The following is a 21,354-nucleotide window of genomic DNA, read 5'->3' on the forward strand; positions in this document are numbered from 1 at the left end:
GGCGTATCTCCCCGTCTCATTTCAACTCGAAACCATGGGCCGCGCGCGGCGGCGGCACGGCGGGCGATGCTGGCGATGGCGGCGGCGGCACGGGGCCTTCCATCTTGCCGCCCAACATCAGGGTCGCGCGCGACGGCGGCGCCAGCTGCGCCGTCGGCAGGACGGCGTCCGCCGGCAAGGGTTTCACCAGGTGCGCGGTAATGACGAACAGCAGTTCCGTGCGGTCATGCTGGAAGTCCGTGCTGCGAAACAGCGCGCCGAGGATGGGCAGCTCACTGAGCCACGGCACGCCCGTGATATTGCTCACCTGGTTGTTCTTGATGAGGCCGCCGATGGCGTAGCTCTGGCCATCGAACAGCTGCACCGTGGTCGAGGCGCGCCGCGTCGTGATGACGGGCAGGATCGAGCGTCCGCTGACGCCGGCGGCGGAAATGCCCACGCCTTCGCGCGACAGTTCCGACACTTCCGGCGCCACCTTCAGATTGATGCGCCCGCCCGACAGCACGGTGGGCGTGAAGCGCAGGCCGACGCCATATTCGCGCTCTTCCAGCGTGATCTTGTTGTTGTCCTGACCGACGGGAATGAAGATCTTGCCGCCCGCCAGGAAACTGCCCTCCTGGCCGCTGATCGCCATCACCGTCGGCTCGGCCAAGATGCGCACCAGGCCATCCTGCTTCTGCGCCTCGATCGTCAGCTGCTGGCCGTTCGACTTGCGCACGTCGAGCAAGCCGTTGGCCGTGCCGCTGAGGAAATTCGACAGCAAGGTGGTGGCCCAGCTGCCCGAGGCGAAGCGCAGGGTGGCGCCCACTTCCAGGCGCTCGAGCAGGGACTTCGACACTTCGGCGATCTGCACGGCCAGCATCACCTGCTGCGGCGCGCTGACGTCGAGCATGTTGATGATGCGGCTGTTCGGCGTGGCGCCGCCGCCGGCGGCCACGGCCGGCGGCGGCACGGCGGCGCCGTCGGCCGGCTTGGGCAGCGCCAGCGGCGCGGTAGTGCGCCGCACATAGGCGTGCGCCAGTTCCACGGCGCGCAGCACGGCGCCCGCATCCTGCACCGTGCCAGACAGCACCAGGCTATCGGCCACGGCCGTGACGCGGATGGACTTTTCGTCCGGCATCAGCGCGGCCAGGGTCGCCTGCAGGCCGGCCGGATCCATGCTGACGCTGACGTTGACGACGCTGCACACGCCGCTCTTGCCCTGGATGATCATATTGGTGCTGCCGACGTCGACGCCCACCACATACAAGGTGTCGGGCGCCACCAGCATGGCTTGCACGACGGCCGGGTTGCCGACGCTGCGGGCAAGCACGGCTTCCGGCAGGCGCAGCATGCTCGACTTGCCCACCTGCAACTGCAAGTTGCCGGGCGACGCCGCCTCGCCGCCGCAGCGGGGACCAGGCTCGGCCGCCGCGCCGGCGAGCGGCGGCAGCAGGCAGCAAAAGAGGAGCAAGGCGCGGTTCATGAGCGTGTCCATGGTTGGCTAAAAACATTCGCGCGACTGGCGCGTACCGTCGATGACGCCGCTGCACTGGCGCGCCGGCTCCGGCCGCACCTTCGCCACACGCACCGGGCGCGGCGCCACGGCGGCCACGGGCACGGCGGTGGGCGCCGGCGCGGCAGCGGCTTCCGGCGCGCCGCCCAGCAGAGTCAGCTTGGTGGCACCCGCCGTCACGCCCGGCTGCGGGTCGACCTGGTTGCGCAGCACCAGCGACAGGCTGCCCACGCTGCGCGCCAGGTCCAGGTTTTCCGCCTGTTCCGGCGTCACTTCCAGGGTCACGGCATTGACCACGCGCGGCTTGGTCTCGTCGCGCCCCACTTCCTGCGCCACGGCCAGCACGAGGATGCGTTCGAGCACGATCTTGGAGATATTGCGGCTCTGCGGAAACGCGCGGTCGCCGGCATCCTGCTGCGTACTGACGATGATGTCGACATAGTTGCCCGGCAGGGCGAAGCCGGCCACGCCGATGACGTCGTTGACGCGCACGGTGATGGCGCGCCGCCCTTCCGTGATCAGGGCCGACAGGCCACCCAGGGTGCCCACGGGCGCCAGCTTGGCTTCGCTCAGCGGCTCGCCGCGCAGCACGCTGCTTTTCAGCACGCGCCCGGCCAGCTTCAAGGGGTCTTGCAGCGCCCCTTGCGGCAAGCTTTCCGCCGGCCATTCGGCCAGGCGCAGCATCTCGGGCGACAAACGCTGGCCCAGGTTGACGTCGCTGGCGGCGACGACGATCTTGCCCTTGCCGGCCGGCGTCTGGCGCAGCAGCCAGTGCGAGGCCAGCAGCACCGCCAGCAAGCCCAGCACGATCGCCAGGCCCATCATCAGCAGGGCGCGCCGGTTTTTCATGCGATGCGCTCGCACAGGCTGGCGGCCGGCATGTCGCAGCGGGCAAACAGGCTGCCCCAGGCTTGCTCCAGCGCCGCCACCGTCAACTGCGCTTCACTGCCGGCAAAGCCGGCGAAGTCGGCTATGCGCGCCAGCAATTCGCGGGGATAGCTGGCCAGCAGCGGCCGCCCCTGCGCGCCATGCAGCTGCTGCATCAGGTGCTGCAGCACCAGCTCGTCAAACGCGATGCCCGCCACGCGGCATTGCTGGCGAAACAGGGCGCGATAGGCGCCGTCGGCCAGCGGCCCCACCTGCACCTTGTAGCCGATGCGGCGCAGCAAGGCGGCATCCAACAGCTCGCCCGGCGGCAAGTTGGTGACCAGCACGAGGGCATTGTCGAAGGGCACGCTGATCTTCACGCCGCCAGGCAAGCCCAGCTGATCGACGCCGCGCGCCAGCGGCTGCATCAGCCGCGTCAGCAGGTCCGCTGCGGCCAGGCGCTGGCGCCCCAGGTCGTCGACGATCAGCATGCCATTGTTGGCGCGCACATGGGGTGGCGCCTGGTAGCAGCCGCCGCTGGCGTCGTAACCGAGCTCGAGCATCTCGGCGTCGAGCTCGGCGCCCACGTGGATCACGGGCCGCTGGCACAGCACCCAGCGGATGTCCGTGCTGCGCCGCTCCAGCGCCTGGCGCGCATGGCTGACATGCTGCGCCGCCGGCGGCAGGTGCTGCGCCGGGTCGTACACCTGGATGATGTCCTGGCCGACGACGATGGCGTACGGCACGGCCACCAGGCCATGCAGCAATTGCCCCAGCTGCAGCGCCAGCGTCGACTTGCCGCTGCCGGGCGGCCCGTACAGCAGCAGCGAGCGCCCCGAATGCAGGGCCGCGCCCACCACGTCGAGCATGCCCGGTCCCGCATGGGCGCCGCCCAGCACGGCCGCCAGGTCGTCGCTGCCCACACGCAACTCCTGCGCCTGCCACGACTGGCGCGCCACCATGGCGCGGTAGGCGTCCAGCGTGACGGGCGCGGCGCCGATGTAGGCACAGCGTTCGAGAAAGGCGCTGGCGCGCTGCTTGCCGGCACTCGTCAGCTGATACTGCACGTCGATATCGGACTCGCCGCGCCACGCCACTTCCGCCCATTGTTCGCCGACCATGAAGTCGAGCACTTCGCGCAAGACATTGATCGACAGGCGCAGCCGCGTCGTCAGCGCGGACAGGTGCGTCTTGCCGCCCACGAACATGCACTTGGCTATCAGTTCGACCACCAGCTGGCGCTCGAGTCCCGTTTCGCGCAGGCTTTTCGGCTGCGGCGGCAAGGGCGGCATCAGGTTCGCGTCGGCAGGGCGCGGCGCGCTCTCGGTGCCCATGGAATAGTCGACCTCGGTCATGCTGCATCTCCACGCCGGTTAAGACTGCATTGAACAGATTTCATTCTAGCCAGCGGAGGCTGGCGCCCATTGATCAAGAGCAATGAATACCACTCAGAAATAACCGCGTCCCTGCACGGCCAGGCTGCCCAGGGCGATGGCCAGGCCATAGGGCATATTGCCCACGCTGGCATGGCTGTCGAACGGGATGGGCGCCAGCGGGATGCCGGCCGTGCGCGCGATCATCGGCCACAGCAGCTGGCGCAGGTTGCGCAGGCAGGCGCGCCACTTGCCCTGGTACGTGATCATCAGCACGGCCATCAGGCCGCCCAGCACGAACGTGGCAAAGCAGATTTGCAGGGCCGGCCATGGACCGACGAAGGTGCCCACCATGGCGATCAGCTTGACGTCGCCGGCGGCCATGCCGCGCAGCACGTACAACGGCAGGAACAGGAAGAAGCCCGTCGCCATGCCGCCCAGCACCAATTGCGGCACGCGGTGCGGCCACAGCCACAAATGCAGGACCAGCGCGGCGAGCATGCCCGACAGCACCAGCCAGTTCGGAATCTTGCGTTGGATCAAATCACTGACGGCGGCCCCCGTCACGAACAGCAGCAACAGCAGGTCGCACAGGGCATACGCTGGCATGGCATACCTCCTGAAAAAACCCGCCGCTGGCCGGCCAGCGGCGGGCACCCGCTTAGGGCGTCAACACCAGGTTCGACGAAATATCGGTGAGGACAGCCAGCAAGTTAGTCTTGATCAGCAAGAAACCGGCGGTGATGGCTGTCGCCATCAACGCCGCAATCAGGCCGTATTCGATTGCCGTAATCCCGTCCTCATCTTTGACAAATTGCTGCACTGCCGACAGGAAGGTATGCATGACAAGCTCCCAAAAGTGAATCACAAGTCCCTGGCGCAATCGGGTGTGAAACATTGCCCTTTCCTGCTAATATGTTTCCTGCCGTAAATTTCTGCGCCATTAGAGTAACTATAAAGCGCACGCATTTTGGCAAATTGACGCACCACAAGTTTCCATGTGGAAATTATCAAATGGCGCCTGTATCGGCGCGGATCTTGATAAATATTGCGACGGGGATCAGCAACCGTCGTCAAAGCAAGTTTTTTACAACGCCATGCAGCAATCTCATGAATTTGCATGAAATATTGCATACGTTAATTGCCTATTAGGCAAAAAGACATTATCCTGCTTAGCTCTTCTTTGGAAAGGCCGATCGCCCGGCAGCGACTGACGACAAGAGGCGCGACACTGCGACGTCGAGCCAAGTTGATTGTTGGTTATTGCGCAGCGTGTCATGCCGCCAAATAAACTAGGCTTCTTGTAGACGGACGCGAATTGCTTGACGCAATGTTGGTATGAAGAATCTTGTGTGATTACTTTCCAGAGAACGACAATGGATTCCCTACTGAAACACATGGTGGACATGACAGGGCACCGCGATCACACGATGCTCGACATCTCCGTGATCTCGGCCGTCCAGGAACTCGCTTCCGCGTCGCAGACCCGTGTGCTGGCACTGACCACCGTGCGTGGCCAGGTGTTCGTGCGGTCGCGGGCCATCATCGTGGCGGGCAGCGTTGCCCGCATGGAAGAGCATAACGATCCCACCCTGCCCGGCGAACCGCTGTCCGACTACCCGGCCCTGGCCGCCTGCATCGCGCGCCACGAGGCCAGCGCCGACACCCTGTGCGCCGATGGCCGTCACCTGCTGTGGCTGCCCATCTGGATCGGCGACCAGGTCACCACCTGCCTGGAAATCACCAATCCCACGCCATACACGGGCGCCACCATCCAGGTGATCGGCGGCATCGTCAGCGTCTACCGCAATTTCCAGAACCTGCTCGACTACAGCGAGCGCGATTCGCTCACCGGTTTGCTCAATCGCAAGACCTTCGACGACCAGCTGGCGAAAATCCTGCAAAGCCGCGGCGAACCGGAATCGGACAAGCCGCTGCCCGTCGATGCGGAGCGGCGCCACCACACGGATACGGAACGGCAATGGCTGGCCGTGATCGACGTCGACCACTTCAAACTGGTCAACGACAAGTTCGGCCACCTGTACGGCGATGAAGTGCTGATCCTCATCGCCAACCAGCTGCAATCGTCGTTCCGTTCGCAAGACCGCATCTTCCGTTTCGGCGGCGAGGAATTCGTCGTGCTGCTGCGCTCGATCACGCTGGAAAATGCGCAGAAAATCATCGACCGCTTCCGCACCAACGTCGAGGCGCACGACTTCCCGCAAGTGGGCAGGGTCACCGTCAGCGTGGGCTTCGTCAGCATCAGCGCCTTCGAGGCGCCCGTCATCATCCTCGGCCGCGCCGACCAGGCCCTGTATTACGCCAAGAGCCATGGCCGCAACCTGGCCTGCCACTATGACGAATTGGTGGCCAAGGGCATGTTGACCACGGTGACCTCGAACGATACGGCGGAATTCTTTTAGTTAGGTCAGGCGTCCGCCAGCGATAAAAAGCGCATGGGATCGACCTGCCACTTGGCAGCCGACTCATGGCCGACGATCTTGTCGGCGCCGCCAAAGCCGAAGCCGCGCGACAGGTCGACCGTCTCGGGCTTGATGTAGGTCTTGCTCTTCGTACTGAAAAACACATTCACCTTCGGCGCCAGCAGATTGCTTTCGTGCGCCTCGATGACGACGGCCAGGCGGCCCGATTCCAGCATCACCATGGTGCCCACCGGATAGATGCCCACGCAACGCATGAAATCCTGCGCGAACACGGGGTTGAAATGGAATTTGCTCCACTCATAGATCTTGCGCAAGGCTTCGGCCGCCGGAATGCCCCTGTGGTAGCTGCGGTCTGACGTCAGCGCGTCATACACGTCGACGATGGCGGCCATCTGCGCCAGTTCGCTGATGGCGTCGCCGGCCAGCTGGTCCGGATAGCCGCTGCCGTCGCGCCGTTCGTGGTGGTGCAAGGTGATGTCGAGCGGAATCGGGCCCACCTCGGGCGACTGGCGCAGGATCTCGTAGCCGTCGCGCGGATGGCGCTTGATCTGGGCAAACTCTTCCGGCGTGAGGGGGCCGGGCTTGTTCAGCACGCTGTCGGGCACCAGCGCCTTGCCCGTGTCGTGCAGCAAGCCGCCCAGGCCGGCCTGGTGCGTGGTGGCCGCTTCCAGGCCGCGCGAACGGCAAAACGCCACCAGCAACGCGCACACGCTGACGGAATGCAAAAAGGTGTAATCGTCCTTGCTCTTGATGCGCAACAAGCCGACGAGGGCGCCGGGATTGCGCAGGATCGATTCGGTGATATCTTGCACGGTATGCTGCACGCGGTCGATCTCGACGGCCTTGCCCAGGCGCACGTCGGCCATCACCGTGCGCACCAGGCTCGACGCCTGCCGCCGCACCTGCGTGGCGCGCGCCAGTTCCATGCCCAGCGACACGCGCGTGACCACCTGCGGCGCCGTGGCGATCTGCACCAGCGCCCGTTCCGTCTCCGCATGGGCTTGCGCCAGCGTGGGCGCATCCTCCACGTCGAGACCCTTGCCGCTGTCGATCACCACGTCGTGGATGCCGGCTTGCACGATCTTGCGGATCTCGTCTTCGCTGCGCAACAGGAAGCGGTTGCGCACGAACGGATGCGTCATCCAGTCGCAACTGAGGTCATGGATGTACATGCCCACTTTCAATTGCGCGGAATCGACTTTCTTGAGCATGCTTTCATCCCACAAATAAACGGCTGGAGCACCGGAGGCGCTAGAATGAGTATAACAAACTTGTCATGCTGCTGGCCGCGTTCGGCGCGGGGGTGGCAGCGCCTGTTTTCTTTCATCACAGCACTGTTGCCGGCGCGCTTGCCGGGCAATGGCGCACGCTACGCTTCTGGAAGCAACCAAGCATGGAACTGCGCCAATTACGCTACTTTGTTGCCATCGTCGACCACGGTTCCCTGTCGCGCGCGGCCCTCATCCTGCACGTGGCGCAGCCGGCCCTGACGCAGCAGCTGCGCCAGCTGGAAGAGGAACTGGGCGTACAGCTGCTGCACCGCTCGGCCCAGGGCGTGCTCAGCACCGATGCGGGCAAGGTGTTCTACGAACATGCGCAGGCAATCCTGAAACAGGTGGCCGACGCCCGCTCGGCCGTCACGCAAAGCGCCACGCGGCCGTCCGGCAACGTCACATTAGGCTTGCCGCACAGCATCTCCGGCGCCCTGGCCCTGCCGCTGCTGCTGGCCGCGCGCGAACGCTATCCCGAGATCACCTTGCAGCTGACGGAAGAAATCACGGGCAACCTGAACGAGCAGCTGAAATCGGGCCGCATCAACCTGGCCGTGCTGTTCGACGATGGGCAGCTGACGCCGTTCGCCTGCAGCCCGCTGGTGGAAGAGGAAATGCGCTTCATCTGCCGCAGCGATTCGCCGTTCGCGCCCGCCGGCAAGGACATCGCATTCCAGCAGGCGCTGGCCGCGACGTTGATCCTGCCGGGCCTGCAGCATGGCGTGCGCCCGCGCATCGACAGCCGCGCGCGCGACGCGGGCCTGGCGGCGGCCAACATCATCGAGATCAACTCGATCGCCATCCTGAAATCGGCCATCCTGGCCGGCATGGGCGCCACCATCCTGCCGGCCGCGCCGCTGCTGGCCGAGCTGGAAAGCGGCGCCATGCGCAGCTACGCCATCCACAGCCCCGCCCTGTCGCGCACGGTAGCCCTGTGCGCCTCGAAAAACATCCCGCTGACGAATGCGGGGGCGGCCGTGAAACACCTGGTGCTGCAAGTGGCTGCCGAGCTGTGCGACAGCGGCCAATGGGTGGGCGCCCACATGCTCTCGCCCACGACATAAGTTTTTCTTATACCCCCATCGGCAAAGCGTATTTGCCCCTTCCTGCCCGCCGTTCTACACTGACCACATTAACTATTTTAAATTTAAAGTAGTCATGTGCCGCCCACACGCGGCAATCCCGTCTGCACAGCGCGCGCCTTACCGGGCGCGCCCCTTGTACAGCCGCTATCTGAAACACCATTTTGGAGACAGCCATGTCCGTGACCACGGAAAACGGCTCCGCAGCGTTCGCTAGAAACGCCGGTGCCGCGCCATCTACACCGCCTGAACCTTCCCGTTTGACCACCGTCAGCCTCGACGACAAATACACGGCCACTTCCGGCGCCATCTTCCTGTCCGGCATCCAGGCCCTCGTGCGCCTGCCCATGATGCAGCGCCTGCGCGACCAGGCCGCCGGACTGAACACGGCCGGGTTCATCTCGGGCTACCGCGGCTCGCCGCTGGGCGGCCTCGACGAGAATCTGTGGAAAGCCAAGAAACAGCTGGAAGCGCACCACGTGCAGTTCGTGCCCGGCGTCAACGAAGACTTGGCCGCCACGGCCGTCTGGGGTTCGCAACAGGTGGACCTGATCGGCCCGGCCAAGTACGACGGCGTATTCGCCATGTGGTACGGCAAGGGCCCGGGCGTGGACCGCTGCGGCGATGTCTTCAAGCACATGAACCATGCGGGCACGGCGAAACTGGGCGGCGTGCTGCTGGTGGCCGGCGACGACCATGGCGCCTACTCGTCGACCCTGCCGCACCAGTCCGACCATCTGTTCTCGGCTTCGATGATCCCCGTCTTGTATCCATGCAATGTGCAGGAATACCTGGACCTGGGCATCCACGGCTGGGCCATGTCGCGCTTTTCCGGCTGCACGGTGGCCTTCAAGGCCCTGGCCGACACGGTCGAATCGTCGGCGTCCGTCGATGCCGACCCGTTCCGCGTGGAAGTGAAGATTCCGCAGGATTTCATCATGCCCGAAGGCGGCCTGAACGCGCGCCTGTCGAGCATCCCGCTGGGCCAGCAGGCGCGCAACCAGGAAGCGCTGATGCAGGACTACAAGATCTATGCGGCCCTGGCCTACGCGCGCGAAAACAAGCTCAACCACACCACCATCGACAGCCCGAACGCCAAGCTGGGCATCATCGCGTCCGGCAAATCGTACCTGGACGTGCTCGAAGCGCTGGAAGAGCTGGGCATCGACGAGCAGATGGCGGCCGACGTCGGCATGCGCCTGTTCAAGGTGGCCATGCCATGGCCGCTGGAGCCGGACAGCGTGCGTGAGTTTGCGCAAGGTCTCGATGAAATCCTCGTGGTAGAAGAGAAGCGGCAAATCGTCGAATACCAGCTCAAGGAACAGCTGTACAACTGGCGCGACGACGTGCGTCCCAAGGTCATCGGCAAGTTCGACGAAAAAGGCGAATGGGTGGCGCCGCGCGGCGAATGGCTGCTGACGTCCAAGGCCGACTTTTCCGTCTCGCAAGTGGCCAGGGTCATCGCCAGCCGCATCGCGCGCCTGATTTCCGACCCCGTCACCTGCGACCTGATCAAGGCGCGCCTGAGTTTCCTTGACGCCAAGGACGCCGTGCTGAAGAAGGCCGTGAACACGCCGTTCCGTCCCGCATTCTATTGCTCGGGTTGCCCGCACAATACCTCGACCAAGGTGCCTGACGGCAGCCTGGCGCTGGCCGGCATCGGCTGCCACGTGATGGCCACGTCGATCTATCCGGAAATGAACAAGCTGACCACGCACATGGGCGGCGAAGGCGCGCCGTGGATAGGCCAGGCCGCGTTTTCCGAATTGCCGCACGTATTCCAGAACCTGGGCGACGGCACGTATTTCCATTCCGGCTACCTGGCCATCCGCGCCGCGCAGGCGGCCAAGGTGAACATCACCTATAAAATCCTGTACAACGACGCCGTCGCCATGACGGGCGGCCAGCCCGTGGACGGCCTCATCACCGTGCCCATGATGGCGCAGCAGGTGGCCGCCGAAGGCATCGCCCGCATCGCGCTGGTGACGGAAGACTTGTCGCGCTACAGCGACCGCAGCAACCTGCCCGCCCACCTGACCTTGCACGACCGCAAGGACATGGATGCAGTGCAGCGCGAATTGCGCGAGGTAACAGGCGTGTCCGTGCTGATCTACGACCAGACCTGCGCGGCCGAGAAACGCCGGCGTCGCAAGAAAGGCGAGTATCCCGACTTGCCGAAGCGCATGGTCATCAACGACGCCGTCTGCGAAGGCTGCGGCGACTGCGGCGTGCAGTCGAACTGCGTATCGATCTTGCCGAAAGAGACGGAATTTGGCCGCAAGCGCACCATCGACCAATCCTCGTGCAACAAGGATTACTCGTGCGCCAAGGGCTTTTGCCCCAGCTTCGTCACCGTCGAAGGCGGCAGCCTGAAAAAAACCAGGACGGGTGCGAGCAAAACGGGCGAGACGGACAACTTCGGCCCGCTGCCGGAACCGGTCCTGCCCGGCTGCGACGCACCGTACAATATCCTCATCAACGGCATCGGCGGCACGGGCGTGATCACGGTCGGCGCGCTGATGGGCATGGCGGCCCACCTGGAAGGCAAGGGCGCCTCCGTGCTGGACATGACGGGCATGTCGCAAAAGAACGGCTCCGTCACTTCGCACGTGAAGATCGCCCAGTCCCCGGCGCACATCCGCGCCCAGCGCATCGCCACGGGCGAAGCGGACCTGATACTGGGCTGCGACATGCTGACGGCCGGCGCGCAGGATGCCGTGTCGAAAATGCGTCCGGGCCGCAGCCTGGCCGTCGTCAACCTGCACGAGCAGCCGCCGGGCACGTTTGCGCAAAATGCCGACTGGCAATATCCGACGGCGGAAGTGCGCCAGCTGATCGAGGAATCCGTGGGCGGCGCCGACGCGGCCGACTTCATCGACGCCACCAAACTGGCCACCGCGCTGATGGGCGACTCCATCGCCGCCAACCTGTTCATGCTCGGCTACGCCTGGCAAAAGGGCCGCATCCCGCTGACGGAAGCGGCCTTGCTGCGCGCCATCGAGCTCAATGGCGTGGGCATCGAGTCGAACAAGAAAAGCTTCCTGTGGGGCCGCCGCGCCGCCGTCGACGTGCGCCGTGTGACGCAGATCGCCACGCCGTCGCAAGCCATCATCGTGCAAATGCCGCAGAGCCTGGATAGCGTGATCAAGAAGCGCGTGGAGTTCCTCACCGCCTACCAGAACGCCGCGTATGCGGATGGTTATGCCACCCTGGTGAAACAGGTGCGCGACCGCGAAAACACCCTGGGACTGGGCCAGAAACTGTCGACAGCCGTGGCCAAGAACTACTTCAAGTTGCTGGCCTACAAGGATGAATACGAAGTGGCGCGCCTGTACACGGATGGCCGTTTTGTCGAGCAACTGCAGCAGCAGTTCGAGGGCAATTTCTCCGTCAAGTTCAACCTGGCGCCACCGCTGTTCGCGAAAAAGGATGCGAAAGGCCACCTCGTGAAAGCGGAGTTCGGTTCCTGGATGTGGCGCGCCTTCAAGCTGCTGGCGAAAGCCAAGGGTTTAAGGGGCGGCACCTTCGACGTCTTCGGCTATACCGCCGAGCGCAAGATGGAGCGCGCGCTGATCGTCGAGTACCGCGAACTGCTGGCGGGCCTGCTGGTGAACCTGACGGGGGAGAACCTCGGCACCTGCGTGGAACTGGCATCGCTGCCCGAGAAAATCCGCGGCTTCGGCCACGTCAAGGAAGCGGCCGTCGCCACGTACCGCCAGGACAAGGCAAGATTGCTGGCCGTGCTGGCCGATGGAACGAAGCACGCGGCATAAGCCAGCGGAGCTTGAAGACAAAACGCAGAGCCTCGGCTCTGCGTTTTTTTTGTCAATCCGGACAGCGCCCCACGGTCGCCCCCGGCAACAGCACCGGTTGCCAGATTTCCTGCAACCGTTCCGGCGGCGTGCCGGCCAGCAAGGATTGCAGCATTTCGACCATCTTGGCGCCGGCGCGGCGCAAGTCCGGCTGGTCGATGGTGGTGACGTTGATGCCGATCAAGGTGTCCTCCACATTGCCCCAGACGATGACGGAGATTTCCTTGCCGATTTCGATGCCGGCGTCCATCAGCGCGCGCACCACGCCCACGCCGGACAAATGGTTGTCGACGATGACAGCCGTGGGACGCGGCGAGCAGGCCAGCAATTGCTGCATGGCCTGGTAGCCGCTGCGGCGGTCGAGGCTATTGTCGAGCAAATAATTCGGATCGGCCTGCAAGCCCGCCTGCGCCATGCAGCGGATAAAGCTTTCCTTGCGTTCCAGCGCGAAATGCAAATCCAGCGGCGCGCTCAGCAGGGCGATGCGCTGATGCCCATGGGCCACCAGGAAAGACACGGCCAGGTCGATGCCCGTGTCGTTGTCGTAGTCAAAATACGCGTACGGCGCGTCGATGCGCGTGCGGCCATTCGCGACAAAGGGAAAGCCCACCTTCGTCAGGTAGGCGATGCGCTCGTCGATCACCTTGGTGCGCCCCACCACCAGACCATCAACCTGGCGCCCGCGCACCATGGTTTCATATGACGGCTGTTCGTTTTGCGGCGACACGGGGGCGATGATGAGGCTCATCTTTGACGCTTCAACGGCGTCCGACATGCCATTCACCACGGAAAGGAAGACGCTGTCGCCCAGATCGCTGGGCAGCAGCGGATAGATCATGCCCAGGACATTGGTGCGGCCGACGGCCAGGCTGCGCGCCAGCGGGTTGGGCCGGTAGCCGACTTTCTTGGCGGCGGCGAGGACGATTTCACGGGTGCGGGAATTGACTTCCGGATAGCCGTTCAACGCCCTGCTGACTGTCGTTTTCGACATGCCGAGGGCAATTGCGAGGCTCTTGAGATTCATGTTAACTACCTGTCTGTATGGCAAAAGAAACCAACTCTGACCGTCAATTATAGCCCAGAGCGCCAAACAGGCCGCGCATTCGCGTGCGCCGCCATGGTAGAAAAACAACAACACATTGACTATTTAAAAAGCAATGTTTTAAATGTGATCACGCGTATCCTCTGCACAGTCCGACCTCGGCCATGGCAGGCAGGCAATACACCCCGACAGAAGCGTGTACTCACTTTGACAACAGCGCCGCCAGCTCGCACATATCAGTTCGGCAACGCCAGGCGCGCGCGAAAAAATTATCAAGAAAACATAATTTACTGGAAGTGTGCGAGAATTTGTCCTACTCTTGATTCAGGTAAAGATTACTGCTTGGCATCTTGTGCCTGGCGCAGTACATCGGCCTGGATTCCCCCGTCTCTTCTGCACACGCTTGGGCATACTTTCAAAGGTGAACAATGTGGTCACGCTAACGTCCGTCAACAATTTGCAAGCCTCGCTGGCCACGGCGCAGCGCAGGGTCGAGCAGGGCCAGAACCAGGTGCAGCGCGACAGCGAACAGCTGGCGCAAAGCCGCCAGCTGCTGGCGCGGGAACAGGAATCGCTGAGCCAGACGCAGCGCAGCAGCCAGCAAGCCGAGGCCAGCGCCCCGGCCGCCGTGAAGGCGCCGCAACTGGAGCAGGCGATCAAGGTGGCCGTGCCGCAGCAAGCGGTCCCCGCCGCGCCGAAGAGCGCGCCGCAGCTGAACAGCTATGGCCAGACGCTGGGACGCCTGATCGACGTGACGGCGTAAGGCTGGCCTAGCGCGCCATCTCCTCTTCCAGCATCGCCAGCCACCATTTTTCGCCCTTCTTCGGCCGCGCCAGGTCGACCGCCTCGCCCATCTGCGGCGTGGCCAGATTGACGCCCTGCTTCGCCGCCAGTCCCGTGATGCGGTCGAACGGCTCATGCCACGCATGCAGACCCAGGTCAAACGTGCCGTTGTGCACGGGCATCAGCCACTTGCCGCGCAAGTCCAGGTGCGCCTGCAGGGTCTGCTCGGGCTGCATGTGCACGTCCGGCCACAGTTTGTCATAGGCGCCCGTCTCGATCATGGTCACGTCGAAGGGGCCGTACTTGTCGCCGATCTGCTTGAAGCCGTCGAAATAGCCGGAATCGCCGCTGAAAAACACGCGCACGTCCGGCGCGTCGATGACCCACGACGCCCACAGGGTTTGATTGCCGTCAAACAAGCCACGTCCCGAGAAATGCTGCGATGGCGTGGCGACCAGTTTCACACCGGCAATCGTCGTCCCCTGCCACCAGTCGAATTGCCGCACCTTGGCCGCCGGCACGCCCCAGGACACCAGGGTATCGCCCACGCCCAGCGGCGTCACGAAGTGCTCCGTCTTGGCAGCCAGCTGCAGCACGGCGGCATGGTCGAGGTGGTCGTAATGGTCGTGCGACAGGATGACCGCCTTGATCGGCGGCAAGTCGGCGATGCTGATCGGCGGCTGGTGGAAGCGCTTCGGCCCCGCCCACTGCACGGGCGAGGCGCGCTCGGAAAAGACGGGATCGGTGAGGAAGAACTCGTTGTTGAGTTTCAACAGCAGGGTCGAATGGCCGAGGCGAAATAGGCTGTTGTCGGGCGCCGCCAGCAGCTGCGCCCGGGTCAGCGCTTGCACGGGCACGGCCGCGGCCGGCACCGTGCTGTCCGGCTTGTCAAAGAAAAATGTCCACATCAGCTTGAGGGTTGCTGCCGTGCCCAGCTTGTGCATTTGCACGGGATTGCGGAATTTGCCTTCGTGGCGTTGCGGTGATTCAGCTAGCGCCGCAGGCTCGGCGCGCAAGGTGCAAGAACTCATGATGATCAGGACTCCCAGGAAGAAGAGACGACGTACGACTCGATGCAAGTACATATGCGGCCCGGTCAATAAAATACAAGGATTAAATTACACTACACAGTGTAGTTCCTATTTCAAGCAAAGTAAACCAGGAGGTGTAAAATATTGTTTTCAAAGGAGATTTCCCGCCATGGCCTCACCGCAACGCCTCACCGACCGCAAGCGCGTCGCCATCGTCGATGCCGCCATCGCCGAGTTCCGCGAGCACGGTTTTGATGCGACCAGCATGGACAAGATCGCCGCCACGGCCGCCGTTTCCAAGCGCACCGTGTACAACCACTTCCCCAGCAAGGACGAGCTGTTCGCGGAAATCCTGCAGCGCATGTGGGAAAGCAGCATGGCCCAGCCTGCCGTGCCCTATGTTGCCGACCAGCCGCTGCGGCCGCAGGTGCTGGCATTGGTCGAGCAGAAAATGGACTTGCTGTGCGATCCGGCCTTCATCGACCTGGCGCGCGTGATCTTTGGCGAAACCATCCACTCGCCTGCGCGCGCGCAAGCGATGGTGACGCGCCTGAATGAGAAGGAAACGGGCCTGAATATCTGGATCCGCGCGGCGCAGCAGGACGGGCGCATCAAGGCCGGCGAGACGCTGGAAGTGGCCCACCTGCTGATGTCGCCACTGAAGACCTTTGCCTTCTGGCCGCAGATCACCCTGGGTGAGCCTCTGCTGGGTCCGGCACGCCGGCACGAAGTGACGGAGCTGGCCGTCGATATCTTCCTGTGCTACTACGGCGTGGCAAAACAGACGGCATAGACGGGCGGCAAGTGGGCAGACAGCGTCTGCCAGTGTTCGCCGCCATCGCCCGAATACCAGGCGCCGCCCGTGGTCGACGCCATCAGCAGGCTGCGCCCATCGTCGGCCAGCGCCAGCCCGTGGCGGTACACCAGGTCGTAGCAATGCTGCTGCGGCAATCCCGCGCGCAAGACGTCGAAGGTCTTCCCGCCATCGCGCGTGCGCGTGACGGCCAGCGCGCCGTCGAGCGGGATGCGCAGCACGTCCGCCTGCGCCGGCACGAACCAGGCCGTGTCGCCATCGCGCGGATGCACGGCCACGGCAAAGCCGAAATGCGACAGCGGCGCCGTCGTCACTTCCTGCCAGTGCCAGCCCCCGTCCTGCGAGCGCCAGATGCCGTTATGGTGCTGGCACCACAGCACCTCCGGCGCGCCGGCGCTGCGCACGATGCGGTGCGGGTCTTGCACGGCCTCGTTTTCATCGAGCTCGGGCGGCATGTAGTCGGCGCGCATGCCCGTCGCGCTCAAGGCCCAGCTGGCGCCGCCATCGACCGTTTGCCAGACCCCGCCGCAGGACACGCCGACCAGCACCTTGTTGCTGTCGCGCGGATCGACGCAGATGCTGTGGATGCCGGGCACGTCGTAGCCGCCGCCAAACCATTCGGCCCGCTGCGGCACGTTCCACAGCGCGTCCACCAGTTGCCAGCTGTCGCCGCGGTCGCCTGAGCGGAACAGGCCGCCCGGCAAGGTGCCCGCCCACAAGACGCCGGGCTGGTCGGCCCCGCCGGCCGCCAGCGACCAGATCTGCCGCAAGGTCCAGTCCACCGTGTCGCTGCTGTCTGTGGGCTTGGCGGGATAGGCGGGCACGGCGATTTCGCGCCACGCCCCGCCGCCGGCATCCAGGCGGTGCAGCTTGGCGCCGAAATGGCCGAGGTTCAGGGCCGCATACAGGGTACCGTCGCGGCCATCGTGCAACAGCATGGAGACGGGGTCGCCGGCAAACTGCACCAGTGCCAGCTGCCAGGCGCCGGCCGCATCGACATCGAACTGGAACAGGCCCTTGCGGGTGCCGAGATACGCGCGTTGCGGGACTCCAGTCATGGCGTCAACCTCCGGAAAGTGCCTGCAAGATATACACCTGGCTGTCGGGCAGCAAGGCGTCGTCAAGCACGCGCCGCTCGCGGCAGCGCGCGCCATCGATGAAGATCACCACATTCGGACGCAAGGCCCCCTGCTCGTCGAGCACATAGCCACGCAGGCGCGGCTGCTGCGCAAACGCCGCATCGAGGGCGGCACGCAGCCGTGGCGCGGCCACCTGCACGGTAGGAACGTCCAGGAAACGTGCCAGTTGCCGGGTGAAATGCAGCTGCGCCATGCTGTCCTTGACGTCGTCGGCCAGCCCTCATTCTAGTCCGCTTTGCCGACGATACAATAGTGCATGGCCTAAAATAGGGCCACGCACACAAGGAGGCCAGGCATGACGATTACCCCGGAAGAACTAGCGGTGCTGATGCAGGAAGTGGAAGTGGCCGATCCCATCGATTTTGCCGACCTGCCGTTCGACGAGCAGGAATTGCGCGGGCTGATCGCCAACCACCTGTGCGAGATGGCCGACGCCATGGAAAGTTTCAGCCCGGAAGACCGCAACCTGGCCCTGCTGGCCGTGGCGGCCAAGCTGGTGCTGGAAAACCTGGTCTTGCACGTGCAGCTGCTGCGCCGCCACGGCTTGCCCGTCAGCGACAGCGTGGAAGCGCTGCTGCAACGCCTCAAGGGCGGCAAGCCGTCCTGAGTTAATGGCCCGTGCGCACGGCGCGCGCCTGCAGGGTGAGGTCGCTTTCCGCCACGGCCACGCAAGGCAGGATGTAGCCGTCGAGCCGTTCATCGGGGCTGATGCCGGGCCAGTCCACCGTGTAGCGCACCTGGCCCGCCGGCATATGGCAGAGACAGGTGCGGCAGGTACCGTTGCGGCAGGAACTGAGCAGGCGGATGCCGGCCAGCTCGGCGGCGGCCAGCAGAGTCGTTCCCGCCTCGGCCGTGAATTGCCAGCCCTGCGGGACGATGGTGATAGTAAAGGTGGTGACGGTCAACGGTGCGCTCATGGCGCCAGTGTAGCAGTCAGCTTGCCAGGGTCGTCCAGCGGGCGCCATCCGCATGGCTGCGCAGCACGGCCTCGGCAAAGGCCAGGCCGGCCACGCCATCGGTCACCGTCGGCAGCCAGCGGGCCGCTTCCGGCACGGGCAAGCCCGCTTGCAGGGCGCGGATGCGCAGGGCCGCATCCAGGTACAGCTGGGCAAACGCTTCCAGGTAGCCTTCCGGATGGCCGGCCGGCACGCGCGTGGCGTGGCGCGCCGCGGCGCTGTCGACGCGGCCCGGACGCAGCAGCTGGCGGTTGCCGCCCTGCGGCGTGAACCACAGTGCATTCGGCTGTTCCTGGTCGAAGTCCAGCTGCGCCTTGCTGCCGAACAGGCGCAGTCGCACCGTGTTTTCGCAGCCGGTCGCCACTTGGCTGGCCCACAGGGTGCCTTTCGCCCCGTTCGCGTAGCGCAGCATCACCTGCACGTGGTCGTCCAAGGTGCGGTGCGGTACAAAGGTCGACAATTCCGCCAGCACGGCATGCGGCGTCAAGCCGCTGACAAATTGCGCCAGGTGATACGCGTGCAGCCCCACGTCGAGCAGCACACCGCCCGGCCCCGCCTTCTGCGGGTCGTTATGCCAGTTGCCTTCGTTCATGCCGCCCGCAGCGATGGCATCGGCCAGCCAGTCCTGCGAATATTCCACCTGCACGAGGCGCAGTTCGCCGATCTCGCCCGCCTCGACCATGGCTTTCGCATGGCGCAGCAGCGGATAGCCGCTGTAGGTATGCGTGAGCGCGAACAGCAGGTTTTTCTGCTGCGCCAGCGCCGCCAGCGCCTGGCCTTCCGCCAGCGCAATGCCGAGCGGCTTGTCGCAGATCACGTGGATGCCCGCTTCCAGGAAGGCCGTGGCGACGGGCGCGTGCAAATGGTTGGGCGTGACGATGGCCACGGCCTCGATGCCGTCCGCGCGCGCGGCCTCCATCTGCGCCATGGCGCGGTAATCGCTGTAGCAACGCTCCGGCGCCAGGTGCAGCGCGGCGCCGCTGTCCCGCGCGCGCAGCGGGTCGGACGACAGGGCGCCCGCCACCAGGTCGTACTGGTCGTCGATGCGCGCCGCGATGCGGTGCACGGCGCCGATGAACGCGCCCTGCCCGCCCCCTACCATGCCCAGCCGTAAGCGTCGCTGCATGTCGTCTCCTTATTTCAAGCCAAGCAAGTGATGAATTTGATCCTGGTCAACCGCGCTGCCGGCGAAATCGTCGAACGCGTGCTCAGCCACGTGGATGATGTGTTCGCGGATGAAGCGCGCGCCCTCGGCCGCGCCATCCTCGGGATGCTTCAGGCAGCATTCCCATTCCAGCACGGCCCAGCCGGGGAAATCGTATTGCGCCATCTTCGAAAAGATCGCCTTGAAGTCGATCTGCCCGTCGCCCAGCGAGCGGAAGCGCCCGGCCCGGTCCTGCCAGTCACCATAGCCGCCATACACGCCCTGGCGCCCGTTCGGCCGGAATTCCGCATCCTTGACATGGAACGCCTTGATGCGCGCATGGTAGATGTCGATGAAGGCCAGGTAGTCGAGCTGCTGCAGCACGAAGTGGCTGGGGTCGTACAAGATGGACGCGCGCGGATGGTCGTTGACGGCGGCCAGGAAACGCTCGAAGGTCACGCCGTCGTGCAAGTCCTCGCCCGGATGCAGTTCATAGCAGAGGTCCACGCCGGCCGCGTCGAAGGCGTCGAGGATGGGCAGCCAGCGTTTCGCCAGCTCGGCAAATGCCGTTTCCACCAGGCCGGCCGGGCGCTGCGGCCACGGGTACAAGTAGGGCCAGGCCAGGGCGCCGGAAAACGTCACATGCGCCTTGAGCCCCAGGCGCTGCGAGGCGGTGGCCGCCCACAGCAGCTGCTGCGTGGCCCAGGCCGTGCGGGCCGTGCTGTCGCCGCGCACCTGCTCGGGCGCAAAGCCGTCGAACAGCGCGTCGTAGGCGGGATGCACGGCGATCAGCTGGCCCTGCAAGTGCGTCGACAATTCCGTCACCTGCAAGCCGTGGCGCGCCAGCAGGGCCACCACGTCGTCGCAATACTGCTGGCTGGCGGCCGCTTGTTGCAGATCAAACAGGCGCGGCGCCGTCGGCAGCTGCAAGCCCTTGTAGCCCAGGCCGGCCGCCCATTGCGCCAGGTGCTCGAGCGAGTCGAACGGCGGCTCGTCGCCGAGAAACTGGGCCAGGAAGATGGCCGGGCCCTGGATGGTTTTCATGTCAATGTCCTGTTAACCCAAACCGAAACCCGGGATCGTACCCTGAGGATACGACCCCGGCCCTTGTTGTGGGGTGTCGTTAAAAAGGCGAGTTCGGAAAGTAAAACTGCTTGGCGTTCTCGCGCGTGATCAGCACCGACGGGATGATGGTGTTGGCCGGCAATTTTTCACCTTTCAGCCGTGCTTCCGTCGTCAGCTTGATGGCGTCGTACATGAACTTCGGCGAATAGGATACATCGGCCACGATCTGCGGGTCGGAACCATCCATGATCTTCTTCACGGCGCCTTTCGCGCCCGCGCCGCCGAACACTTGCTTGATGTCCGTGCGCTTGGCCTGCGCGATGGCTTTCTGCACGCCGATGGCCATGTCGTCATCGGCGGCCCAGACGGCGTCGATGTGCTTGAAGCGGGTCAGGTAATCCTGCATGACCTTGAAGGCATCGTCGCGGTTCCAGTTGCCGTACTTGGCATCGAGCACCTTGATCTCGGGATGGCCCTTCATCACGCCGGAAAATGCGTCGAAGCGCTCGTTGTCGAGCGTGGTCGGCATGCCGCGCAGCACGACGATATTGCCCTTGCCGTTCAGGCTTTTCGCCAGGTATTCGGCCGGCAGCTTGCCGAAGGCCGTGTTGTCGCCCGCGATATAGGCATCCTGCGACTGCGTGTTCGTCAAGCCACGGTCCACCACGGTCACATACACGCCCTTGTTCTTCACTTGCGCGACGGGCTGCGTCAGCGAGGCCGACTCGATGGGAAAGATGACCAGGGTGTTGATCTTGTTCACCGTCAACATATCCTGCAACTGGTTCGCCTGCTCGGGCGCGGTGGCGGCCGTCTTGACGATGATCTTTACGCCGGGATGGGCTTTTTCCAGCTCCGCCTTGGCCTGGTTCGCCCACCACACGATGCCCGAGGTAAAACTGTGCGTGGCCGTGGGAATGGCCACGCCGACGACCAGCTTGTCCGCAGGCGCCGCCGCCTGCGCACTCGGCAGCGCCCACGCCTGCATCACCAGCACTGCCATCCCTGCTACCCGTATAAAGCTCTTCATGCTGCT

Annotated in this window: 20 protein-coding genes; 6 read left to right on the forward strand and 14 right to left on the reverse strand. The window is 64.5% G+C overall.

What is annotated here, in order from left to right; genetic code table 11:
* Positions 1-16 precede the first annotated feature (16 nt).
* The 5 genes from YQ44_RS25630 to YQ44_RS25650 all read right to left on the reverse strand — a co-directional run bounded on the left by YQ44_RS25630 (position 17) and on the right by YQ44_RS25650 (position 4,579).
* A complete protein-coding gene (locus YQ44_RS25630; RefSeq protein WP_071326755.1) occupies positions 17-1,465 on the reverse strand; it encodes a type II and III secretion system protein family protein in 1,449 nt (482 codons plus the stop codon).
* 18 nt (positions 1,466-1,483) lie between these two features.
* On the reverse strand, positions 1,484-2,344 hold the full coding sequence (cpaB, locus tag YQ44_RS25635; protein ID WP_071325774.1) for a Flp pilus assembly protein CpaB: 861 nt from the start codon (positions 2,342-2,344) through the stop codon (positions 1,484-1,486).
* Entirely contained in the window at positions 2,341-3,717 is a 1,377-nt protein-coding gene (locus YQ44_RS25640; RefSeq protein ID WP_083412045.1) for an ATPase, read from the reverse strand. The genes cpaB and YQ44_RS25640 overlap by 4 nt, the downstream gene beginning before the upstream one ends.
* A gap of 93 nt (positions 3,718-3,810) precedes the next feature.
* Entirely contained in the window at positions 3,811-4,344 is a 534-nt protein-coding gene (locus tag YQ44_RS25645; RefSeq protein ID WP_071325775.1) for an A24 family peptidase, read from the reverse strand.
* Positions 4,345-4,396: 52 nt separating this feature from the next.
* On the reverse strand, positions 4,397-4,579 hold the full coding sequence (locus YQ44_RS25650; protein WP_034752975.1) for a Flp family type IVb pilin: 183 nt from the start codon (positions 4,577-4,579) through the stop codon (positions 4,397-4,399).
* A 532-nt stretch (positions 4,580-5,111) separates the two neighbouring features.
* Between YQ44_RS25650 and YQ44_RS25655 the strand changes: the two genes are divergently transcribed.
* The gene (locus YQ44_RS25655) at positions 5,112-6,158 is read left to right on the forward strand and encodes a GGDEF domain-containing protein (protein WP_071325776.1); all 1,047 of its coding nucleotides are present in this window, start codon (positions 5,112-5,114) and stop codon (positions 6,156-6,158) included.
* A 5-nt stretch (positions 6,159-6,163) separates the two neighbouring features.
* Here YQ44_RS25655 and YQ44_RS25660 read toward each other — a convergent pair whose 3' ends face one another.
* Positions 6,164-7,390 carry an HD-GYP domain-containing protein gene (locus YQ44_RS25660; RefSeq protein WP_071325777.1) on the reverse strand — a complete coding sequence of 409 codons (1,227 nt, stop codon included), beginning with the start codon at positions 7,388-7,390 and terminating at the stop codon, positions 6,164-6,166.
* A 182-nt stretch (positions 7,391-7,572) separates the two neighbouring features.
* On the opposite strand from YQ44_RS25660, the gene YQ44_RS25665 reads away from it, so the two are divergent.
* Both YQ44_RS25665 and YQ44_RS25670 read left to right on the forward strand, forming a co-directional pair.
* A complete protein-coding gene (locus YQ44_RS25665; RefSeq protein WP_071325778.1) occupies positions 7,573-8,514 on the forward strand; it encodes a LysR substrate-binding domain-containing protein in 942 nt (313 codons plus the stop codon).
* Between the two features lie 194 nt (positions 8,515-8,708).
* Positions 8,709-12,305 carry an indolepyruvate ferredoxin oxidoreductase family protein gene (locus YQ44_RS25670; protein ID WP_083412046.1) on the forward strand — a complete coding sequence of 1,199 codons (3,597 nt, stop codon included), beginning with the start codon at positions 8,709-8,711 and terminating at the stop codon, positions 12,303-12,305.
* A gap of 52 nt (positions 12,306-12,357) precedes the next feature.
* Here the strand turns inward: YQ44_RS25670 and YQ44_RS25675 are convergent, their stop codons facing one another.
* Positions 12,358-13,368, reverse strand: a complete 1,011-nt coding sequence (locus YQ44_RS25675; RefSeq protein WP_071325780.1) for a substrate-binding domain-containing protein — start codon at positions 13,366-13,368, stop codon at positions 12,358-12,360.
* Positions 13,369-13,816: 448 nt separating this feature from the next.
* Here YQ44_RS25675 and YQ44_RS25680 point away from each other — a divergent pair, with 448 nt between their 5' ends.
* Positions 13,817-14,149 carry a hypothetical protein gene (locus tag YQ44_RS25680; RefSeq protein WP_071326757.1) on the forward strand — a complete coding sequence of 111 codons (333 nt, stop codon included), beginning with the start codon at positions 13,817-13,819 and terminating at the stop codon, positions 14,147-14,149.
* A 7-nt stretch (positions 14,150-14,156) separates the two neighbouring features.
* Here YQ44_RS25680 and YQ44_RS25685 read toward each other — a convergent pair whose 3' ends face one another.
* The gene (locus tag YQ44_RS25685; RefSeq protein WP_071325781.1) at positions 14,157-15,200 is read right to left on the reverse strand and encodes an MBL fold metallo-hydrolase; all 1,044 of its coding nucleotides are present in this window, start codon (positions 15,198-15,200) and stop codon (positions 14,157-14,159) included.
* 169 nt (positions 15,201-15,369) lie between these two features.
* Here YQ44_RS25685 and YQ44_RS25690 point away from each other — a divergent pair, with 169 nt between their 5' ends.
* Complete coding sequence (locus YQ44_RS25690) at positions 15,370-15,993, forward strand: TetR/AcrR family transcriptional regulator (protein WP_071325782.1); 624 nt, start codon at positions 15,370-15,372, stop codon at positions 15,991-15,993.
* Here YQ44_RS25690 and YQ44_RS25695 read toward each other — a convergent pair.
* Entirely contained in the window at positions 15,966-17,072 is a 1,107-nt protein-coding gene (locus YQ44_RS25695) for a WD40/YVTN/BNR-like repeat-containing protein (protein WP_071325783.1), read from the reverse strand. The two genes, YQ44_RS25690 and YQ44_RS25695, sit on opposite strands and share 28 nt — an antisense overlap.
* 4 nt (positions 17,073-17,076) lie before the next feature.
* Positions 17,077-17,346, reverse strand: a complete 270-nt coding sequence (locus tag YQ44_RS25700; protein ID WP_071325784.1) for a MoaD/ThiS family protein — start codon at positions 17,344-17,346, stop codon at positions 17,077-17,079.
* A gap of 102 nt (positions 17,347-17,448) precedes the next feature.
* On the opposite strand from YQ44_RS25700, the gene YQ44_RS25705 reads away from it, so the two are divergent.
* Positions 17,449-17,760: a hypothetical protein gene (locus YQ44_RS25705; RefSeq protein WP_071325785.1), complete on the forward strand. Its 312-nt coding sequence runs from the start codon at positions 17,449-17,451 to the stop codon at positions 17,758-17,760.
* A 1-nt stretch (position 17,761) separates the two neighbouring features.
* Here the strand turns inward: YQ44_RS25705 and YQ44_RS25710 are convergent, their stop codons facing one another.
* The 4 genes from YQ44_RS25710 to YQ44_RS25725 all read right to left on the reverse strand — a co-directional run bounded on the left by YQ44_RS25710 (position 17,762) and on the right by YQ44_RS25725 (position 21,348).
* Positions 17,762-18,070, reverse strand: coding sequence for a 2Fe-2S iron-sulfur cluster-binding protein (locus tag YQ44_RS25710; protein WP_071325786.1), 309 nt, complete (start codon positions 18,068-18,070; stop codon positions 17,762-17,764).
* Positions 18,071-18,086: 16 nt separating this feature from the next.
* Complete coding sequence (locus YQ44_RS25715; protein WP_232250996.1) at positions 18,087-19,235, reverse strand: Gfo/Idh/MocA family protein; 1,149 nt, start codon at positions 19,233-19,235, stop codon at positions 18,087-18,089.
* A gap of 9 nt (positions 19,236-19,244) precedes the next feature.
* On the reverse strand, positions 19,245-20,297 hold the full coding sequence (locus tag YQ44_RS25720; protein ID WP_071325788.1) for a sugar phosphate isomerase/epimerase family protein: 1,053 nt from the start codon (positions 20,295-20,297) through the stop codon (positions 19,245-19,247).
* Between the two features lie 79 nt (positions 20,298-20,376).
* Positions 20,377-21,348: a substrate-binding domain-containing protein gene (locus YQ44_RS25725; RefSeq protein ID WP_071325789.1), complete on the reverse strand. Its 972-nt coding sequence runs from the start codon at positions 21,346-21,348 to the stop codon at positions 20,377-20,379.
* Positions 21,349-21,354: the final 6 nt, after the last annotated feature.

Source organism: Janthinobacterium sp. 1_2014MBL_MicDiv (assembly GCF_001865675.1).
Classification (GTDB): Bacteria; Pseudomonadota; Gammaproteobacteria; order Burkholderiales; family Burkholderiaceae_D; genus Janthinobacterium.